Below are 232 nucleotides of genomic sequence, written 5' to 3'. Positions count from 1 at the left end.
TTACAGGCGCTGACGCTTGGTGACGTCGCGCGACGAGAGGCGCAGCTGACGCTTCACAGCAGAGGCAGCCTTACGCTTGCGATCCTGGGTCGGCTTTTCGTAGAACTCGCGCTTGAGGGTTTCGGCCAGCACGCCGGCCTTTTCGCAGGTGCGCTTGAATAGACGGAGCGCAAACTCGAAGGTCTCGTTCTCGCGGACTTTAACGCTGGGCATGTAATCTCCGGGAAACAGT

At 59.5% G+C, this 232-nt stretch carries 1 protein-coding gene; it reads right to left on the bottom strand.

Going from position 1 to position 232, the window contains the following annotated elements; genetic code table 11:
• Complete coding sequence (gene rpsU / locus ACQG3P_RS24745) at positions 1-213, bottom strand: 30S ribosomal protein S21 (RefSeq protein WP_426806525.1); 213 nt, start codon at positions 211-213, stop codon at positions 1-3.
• Positions 214-232 lie beyond the last annotated feature (19 nt).

Source organism: Stenotrophomonas sp. SrG, from assembly GCF_050031795.1.
Lineage (GTDB): Bacteria > Pseudomonadota > Gammaproteobacteria > Xanthomonadales > Xanthomonadaceae > Stenotrophomonas > Stenotrophomonas rhizophila_A.
Note: the sequence above shows the minus strand (reverse complement) of the source record. Positions and strands in the feature narration are given on the sequence as shown.

Excerpts from the sequence above, each read along its gene's own strand:
- rpsU (WP_426806525.1), bottom strand. The coding sequence starts at position 213 with ATGCCCAGCGTTAAAGTCCGCGAGAACGAGACCTTCGAGTTTGCGCTC.